The 6,000-nt window shown below is 57.8% G+C and carries 9 protein-coding genes and 1 pseudogene; 3 read left to right on the top strand and 7 right to left on the bottom strand.

What is annotated here, in order from left to right; genetic code table 11:
* Both FHW37_RS27660 and FHW37_RS27655 read right to left on the bottom strand, forming a co-directional pair.
* Positions 1-1,031: FecR domain-containing protein (locus tag FHW37_RS27660; protein ID WP_145642329.1), on the bottom strand; the 1,031-nt coding region annotated here is incomplete at its 3' end.
* 468 nt (positions 1,032-1,499) lie between these two features.
* Positions 1,500-2,239, bottom strand: a pseudogene (locus FHW37_RS27655) (Crp/Fnr family transcriptional regulator).
* A 135-nt stretch (positions 2,240-2,374) separates the two neighbouring features.
* On the opposite strand from FHW37_RS27655, the gene FHW37_RS34720 reads away from it, so the two are divergent.
* Positions 2,375-2,707 (top strand): DUF6894 family protein, encoded by a 333-nt coding sequence (locus FHW37_RS34720; protein WP_432442906.1) that lies wholly within the window; start codon positions 2,375-2,377, stop codon positions 2,705-2,707.
* Here FHW37_RS34720 and FHW37_RS27645 read toward each other — a convergent pair.
* Together FHW37_RS27645 and FHW37_RS27640 are read right to left on the bottom strand one after the other, a co-directional pair.
* Positions 2,655-2,918, bottom strand: coding sequence for a hypothetical protein (locus FHW37_RS27645; RefSeq protein WP_145642327.1), 264 nt, complete (start codon positions 2,916-2,918; stop codon positions 2,655-2,657). The two genes, FHW37_RS34720 and FHW37_RS27645, sit on opposite strands and share 53 nt — an antisense overlap.
* A gap of 90 nt (positions 2,919-3,008) precedes the next feature.
* The gene (locus FHW37_RS27640) at positions 3,009-3,221 is read right to left on the bottom strand and encodes a DUF2934 domain-containing protein (protein WP_145642324.1); all 213 of its coding nucleotides are present in this window, start codon (positions 3,219-3,221) and stop codon (positions 3,009-3,011) included.
* 134 nt (positions 3,222-3,355) lie between these two features.
* Between FHW37_RS27640 and FHW37_RS27635 the strand changes: the two genes are divergently transcribed.
* Together FHW37_RS27635 and FHW37_RS27630 are read left to right on the top strand one after the other, a co-directional pair.
* Positions 3,356-3,553, top strand: a complete 198-nt coding sequence (locus FHW37_RS27635) for a hypothetical protein (RefSeq protein WP_145642322.1) — start codon at positions 3,356-3,358, stop codon at positions 3,551-3,553.
* A gap of 235 nt (positions 3,554-3,788) precedes the next feature.
* Positions 3,789-4,079, top strand: coding sequence for a response regulator (locus FHW37_RS27630; RefSeq protein ID WP_145642320.1), 291 nt, complete (start codon positions 3,789-3,791; stop codon positions 4,077-4,079).
* A gap of 15 nt (positions 4,080-4,094) precedes the next feature.
* On the opposite strand, the gene FHW37_RS27625 is transcribed toward FHW37_RS27630, so the two are convergent.
* The 3 genes from FHW37_RS27625 to FHW37_RS27615 form a co-directional block, all read right to left on the bottom strand.
* Positions 4,095-4,406, bottom strand: a complete 312-nt coding sequence (locus FHW37_RS27625) for an ArsR/SmtB family transcription factor (protein WP_145642317.1) — start codon at positions 4,404-4,406, stop codon at positions 4,095-4,097.
* A gap of 165 nt (positions 4,407-4,571) precedes the next feature.
* Complete coding sequence (locus FHW37_RS27620) at positions 4,572-4,766, bottom strand: DUF2934 domain-containing protein (RefSeq protein WP_145642308.1); 195 nt, start codon at positions 4,764-4,766, stop codon at positions 4,572-4,574.
* An 88-nt stretch (positions 4,767-4,854) separates the two neighbouring features.
* Complete coding sequence (locus FHW37_RS27615; protein WP_145642305.1) at positions 4,855-5,058, bottom strand: hypothetical protein; 204 nt, start codon at positions 5,056-5,058, stop codon at positions 4,855-4,857.
* Positions 5,059-6,000: the final 942 nt, after the last annotated feature.

Below are 6,000 nucleotides of genomic sequence, written 5' to 3'. Positions count from 1 at the left end.
TCGGGCTTGCCAGGCTTGTCGCCATCGGGCTTGCCGGGCTTGTCGCCATCGGGCTTGCCAGGCTTGTCGCCATCGGGCTTGCCAGGCTTGTCGCCACCCGGCTTGCCGGGCTTGTCACCATCGGGCTTGTCGCCACCGGGCTTGCCGGGCTTGTCGCCATCGGGCTTGCCAGGCTTGTCGCCATCGGGCTTACCGGGCTTATCGCTGTTGGGTTTGTCGGACTTATTTCCATCAGGTTTATCGGAACCGTCCCTGCCGTCAGATCCGCTGCCGCTAGCTCGAGTCCCGCCGTCCGACTGAGACTTGCCAGCTTCACTTCTTGAGACACCAGTATCAGCCTTGGAAGCTCTTGACGACGTGGGACCAGTCGTTGCTGCATCAGCTGGAGCGGTCTTGGTTGATGGTGGCGCAGCGGTCGGTGTCGCATTTATAGCCTGTACTTTTGCTGCTGTTGGCGGAGTGGAGGTAATTGTCGGCGAGGACACTTTGCCTGCTACACTCATACCTCGGGTGCTGCTCACAGATGCGCTCTGGCCGGGGCCAACATCAGCGCGTTGACCACTTTTGAAAGAACTTACTTGGACCAAGCCACGATTGACCGAAACCTCAGCCGCTTCTTTGGTTACAGAGACTGTAAATTTGGTGCCCTTCACCACGGCGGCGAAATAAGGTGTTTGAACCGTGGTATGCGGATGGTCTCGCCTCTCGATTTCGAGATCAAGCGTACCCGTCTGCTGGACGATTTCGGTTTTCGTATCTGTCGTGCCTTTAGTGAACAGGCCGGCCAGCGTGTCTGGCTGGAATGTCAAGCTTTCGACGCCGCGCACGAGCTGGATGCGGCCTCGCGATCCCGTAGAGACCCAAGCCGTGTTGGGAATGATGTCGCCGACACGCACCGGCAGCCATTTCTGCTTGTTGAGGGTGTAGTTTACCGGCTGACTAACCTTTGCGACTGTCCAGTCGTCTTGGCCGGCCCATGCGGCAGCCGTCATGAAAACGCTTGCGAGAAGCGCACAAAAAACGCGATACATAAATGCCCCCAACTTTCAGGGCAACTAGAGCATCAAGTCCTTAAGTTCCTTTGAATCATTTTAAACTTTGGAGGAGACGCAGAACTTGGTCTGATACCGTACCAGCGAAAAGCCTGAAGGATGGTAGACTGGCGGCATAAGTCAGCGCGACGAGATCCGAGTTTCTCTTCAGAGCTTCGACCTTTTGATGAATGTCAGCTGCTTCAGCTTCGCGAGTGAGCCGAATAAAACTCCGCGTTGCTCTTCGCGACCGCGACCTGGCTGTCGGATCGGGCGCTCGCTTGCGTTACAGGGTAGGTAGCCAGCGAATTCAAGATCACCATTGAGATCGAGCATGGCTGCGAGGGCCTGACGCGCGGCGTATGCGAAGGGGACGTGTCGCTGTACGCCATTCGGCCGCTCCAGGCGGATCGCGCGGTGGAAGCCCCACCGGCGGCGGGCAAGCCTGCTTACGGCAGCACCAAGTAGCTAGTTTCTAGTGAGATCAAAGTCTTTGCCGGCCAAGTCGGTCATCAGGCGGCGCCACTCGGGTTCAGGCCGCCCGTGAGCATCGCTGGCAAAGTCTTCCAACGCCGGCCGATCGCGCATGGTGATCCGGCCACGCTCGGCATAAATGAACCGATTGCCTTCCAGCACATGCAGGGCCGTGGTGACACTGGGCCGCCGCACCGCCAGCATCATGGCAATGAAGTCGTGGGTAAGGGGGATTTCATCGCCGCTGACGCGGTCGTGGCACATCAGAAGCCAGCGGGCCAGGAGGACATTGGTGTCATGAACGGCATTCGACAGGGCGGTATAGCCCAATTGGATCGAAAATGCCTCGATCGCGCGGATCATCACCTTCGAGAGCTCTCGCGAGGTTTCCATCAGCTGGCGGAAACGTTCGTAGGGAAGGCGAAAAGCCGCCCCCGCGATCTGCACACTGATGTCGTAGATGTTGTACTCGATCCCCGAAACCGCAGAGGAGGGGATGTAGCCAACGTGGCCGAAAACGCCAGCCTCAGCATTATGGCCTTCCGGCGACGTCAGCAGGACCGACCCTATTCCGTCGGTGAGAAAATAGACATGCTCGTCGGCTTCCCGTACTTGCCAAGCCAGGTGCCGCGCGGCAGCTCGACCCATTCCAGCTGGGGCATAACCTCGTCGAGGTTGTCGGCCGCCAGAACAGCGAGCAGCTTGTTGTCTGTCAGGGAGGTGTCAACAGGCATAAGACGTTCCTTTTTAGAATCGCATCACAGGCAATGGATGAAAAGCTCCTAGGTTCAAAAGCATCCGCGTAAGCCGGAGGAGATGTCTTACGGAACGAACCGGCGCCATCCGACTTAGGAGAAAACAGCCAGGAGTTGGATATCACGCGGTACTATTTTCATATGAGAGACGGGCAGCGCTATCAGGAGGACCCGGAGGGTACAGAGTGCGCCGATCCGCAGGCCGCCCATGACGAGGCTGTCGCCGCCGCCCGGGAGATCCTGGCCCTAAAGGTGCGAAATGGCGAACTCGGCCAGGTCTTTGAAATTACCGACGAAGCCGGCACCATCGTGGAAAGACTGCCACTCAAATCCGTTCTGAATATGGAGCGACGGCCAAACGCCGCAAAATGCCCGGCGACTAGGGTTGCAAAGCTCAATCTGAGGAAAACGCCCTTACAAATCGCCACTCTGACCCGTCAACACTGACAGGCTGTATGATCTCTGGCAGGCGGTGCTGCTCGGCGCAGAACGCCTCCAGGCCGTCGAGGCTGCTGAGAAACGCGGCGAGCTTTGGCGTATCGCTCTGTGCCGCATCAACGGCAAATCCGTGAAGCACACCCAACTCGACGGTGTCGCGAGGACTGATGTCCCGCAAACCGGTAATCACTCGCTCGATGAACTGCTCCGGGCTGGTCATGCGCAGTTTCCTCGGACGAAAGTGCCACATTGCAACACGTTTATTCTGGAACAGCAACCAGGCGCGGGGATGCGGTTAGGGCTATTTCTGCTATTCTGCAGCCGCTCGGTTCGCCGACCTGCCGGACCAGATTTCACCGGCAGGCGTCAGCTTTGCGCCGGAGCCGGGCTTTTGCCGCGTCGCGTCAACCCATTCGGCGGTCGCCTGCGCCCAATGCTGGCTGTCGAGGCCGTGCGGATAGCCCTGTTCCACCCACAGGGCGTAAGCGCGCTCTCTGATCCACTCGTTACGTTCGATGTCCATGAATGATCCTCCCGTACATACCCGTCGATCACGGGCATCCTCAGAACGCGCAAAGCAACAGTTCGTTGCCGGAATGGCGGCTGGCGGAACATTTTGGCAAGGTTGGGATTTGAGGGCAAACGCAAGGAGGAGCGATGTCTAAGGAAATCTACACTCTCGAAGAGCTATGCGACAGCTATCAGCTCTCGTCGGCTGAAAGCGCGCGTATTCTCCAATTATGCGGCCCGGCACGGGCTGACATCGATATCTTCATGGCTGTTTCGCGCAACCGCAGCTCCCTCGAAAGCTGGGCGCTGAACCCTACTGCGGAGCGCGGTCGCCAGTTGCGCTAGGCTGCCGGCCTGTACGAAACCGTACAATCGCTGGATTGTCGGCTCTGGCGACGCTTTCAGCCGCCGTTCTCCGCAATGCCACCCACGCGTGATTGCGATCGCCTCCACATCCCCTATGTCATGTCAACACGCATGAATGCGCGTCATCATCGAGCCGTAGAGCACGGGACCTCGGCATGCTTCAAGGCAAACACATCATGTTGGTCGATAGGTCCTTATCGCGCTTGAACTGGAAATGACGCTGGAGGACGCCGGTGCAACCGTCTCCAGTTTCGTCAAGGCGGCCGACGCGATGACGTGGCTCGATACCTTTACACCGTCTGCAGGCGTCCTGGATTACCGGGTGGGTGTGGATAAGTCGGATGACATAGCGCACACGCTACGCGCACGGGGAGTGCCGGTTGTGTTTTACTCTGGTCTGACCGACCGGCCCGATGTTCCCGAAGAGCTGCAGGGCTGTACCTGGCTCACCAAGCCGTCGTCTCCGGACGAGCTGGTGGATTTGTTGCACAAGCTCCTAGCCTGATGATCTGCCCAGGCTTTAACCTGCAACTTTAGCCTTCGCCCTGGAAGGTGCGGCAGCTTGCTCGGTCCAGGCAATGGCCTCGAGGGCACTCAAGACCGTCAGGACTGCGGCCGATCGACAGGAATAATAGGTGTGCTGCGAGTCGCGCCGGGTTTTCACCGAACCAGCGCGTCGAAGCTTTGCCAGGTGCTGGGACAAGGCAGACTGGCTGAGGCCGATCTGCTCCGCCAGTACGCCCACCGCAATCTCCTGCCTGGCGATGAGGCTCAACACCTGCAGCCGCCTGGGATTGCTCATGGCGGTCAGCAGTGTGGAGGCCCTCTTCATCGTAGCCTCATCAGGAATGGATTTCAGTATGTGGCGCTCCGGTGACAGCCGACAGCCGCCGCGCGATTTTCGCTGAACATGCGCCCTTGGAACGACGAGGGCAAGAAACGTTCCGCCTGGCTTACCATTGGCGATTGAGGCCTCGATGTGGCCAGCCGCTCGACGTTAGCTTTCTCTCGCTGAGCCGTGCTGCTGGTCACAACCTGCCGACCACGCACGATATTCAGCCGCATGCGCTTCGTCCCACTCAGCACTTGCCTGATACCAGTGCTCATCCTGCAGCCCGTCGGGCCGGCCCGACTGTTCCCAGATTTGATAAGACCGCGCGTTGATCCAGCGGATCCGATCCTTAGCGCCCATGAATCTATCCTCTGGCCCGTTGCCTCTTGGTGGGGCCAACAACAAAAAGGCCCGCTCGCGGCGGGCCTTGATTGGGATCAAAAAGTCTTCAGTGACTGTTCTTGTGGCTCTGCTGGCCGGCTTTCACATGCTGCTCATGCGAGCCGCCCTGCTTGCCCTGTGCCGAGTCTTTTCCGGCTGCAGCTTTCGACGCCTGAACACCCTTGTCGGTCCGGCTGGCGCTGTCCTGGTTCTTGTGGCTCTGCTGACCAGCCTTAACATGCTGCTCGTGGTTTCCGCCCTGATTGGCCATGACATTTCCTCCTAAAGTTGGGATTGGGTCAGTGACGACCTGTCCCCCTAACCAGACAGACCAGAAGCTGTTCCCTAAGTTTTTACGATTCAGTGGAGTTTCCTCGCACAAGATATCCAGCCGCAAATGCCAGGGCGCCGACCACTAGCACCAGCCCCACGGTGGCTTTGGGATAATCTCGGCTGGCGGCTAAAGCCATTTCCGCATCATTCTGCCAACGCTGATAAGGGGTAGGCCGAACGCCCGATCATCGGGCTGACGGCGCTGAAAATCGTACATGCGGCTCTCCTTGTTCGGGAGAATTATTTGAAAATGGAATCTGCCACTTATCTTGTCGAGTAAAACCAGCAGCCTCTCCGCATGACCGATGATTTTCAACGCCCCGCCAAAACGGCGGCGCTCGCAAATTCGTGCGACTTTCTGCGAATTTGAAATTGACGACGACCTCAAGGATCAGCTTCAGCAGGTTGCAACGTTTGTCGCGACGAGATCTGGTACTCAACAGCGCACCGTCTACGGCGATACCTACCGACAATGACAAAATGTACGCTGTTAGGCAGCAAAGCACTATGCTGCCGTTATAAAGCGTTTCCCTTCGGCGGTTAAAACAAGCTGAGGCGTGCCATTAAACGCGACCTCTCTAACGAACGAACGCCGCTCCAAATCGGCGATAGTCGACGCAGCAAATCTCTTGTTTCCGACAAGCCAGACCCGGCCCGATCGCCGTTGATAACGATACCGCGATATGGCGGACAGTGTGTCGATTGATGTTTTCGAAAGCTGTTTTCCATCTGCAGCCATCACGACGGCTCCGAGCGAATGTTCTTCTTATGTTCAAATAATGGGGCTCTGGAGTGTTTTCAAGACCGATTGATTTGCTCTCTATTGAGTACCTGCGTTGGCGCTTGTCACGGATGCTTTGCAATGTATCTAGATATCGTG

The sequence above is a fragment of the Neorhizobium alkalisoli genome (assembly GCF_007829835.1).
Taxonomy (GTDB): Bacteria; Pseudomonadota; Alphaproteobacteria; order Rhizobiales; family Rhizobiaceae; genus Neorhizobium.
The sequence above is the reverse complement of the archived record's forward strand: the minus strand, read 5'-3'. Positions and strand labels throughout refer to the sequence as shown.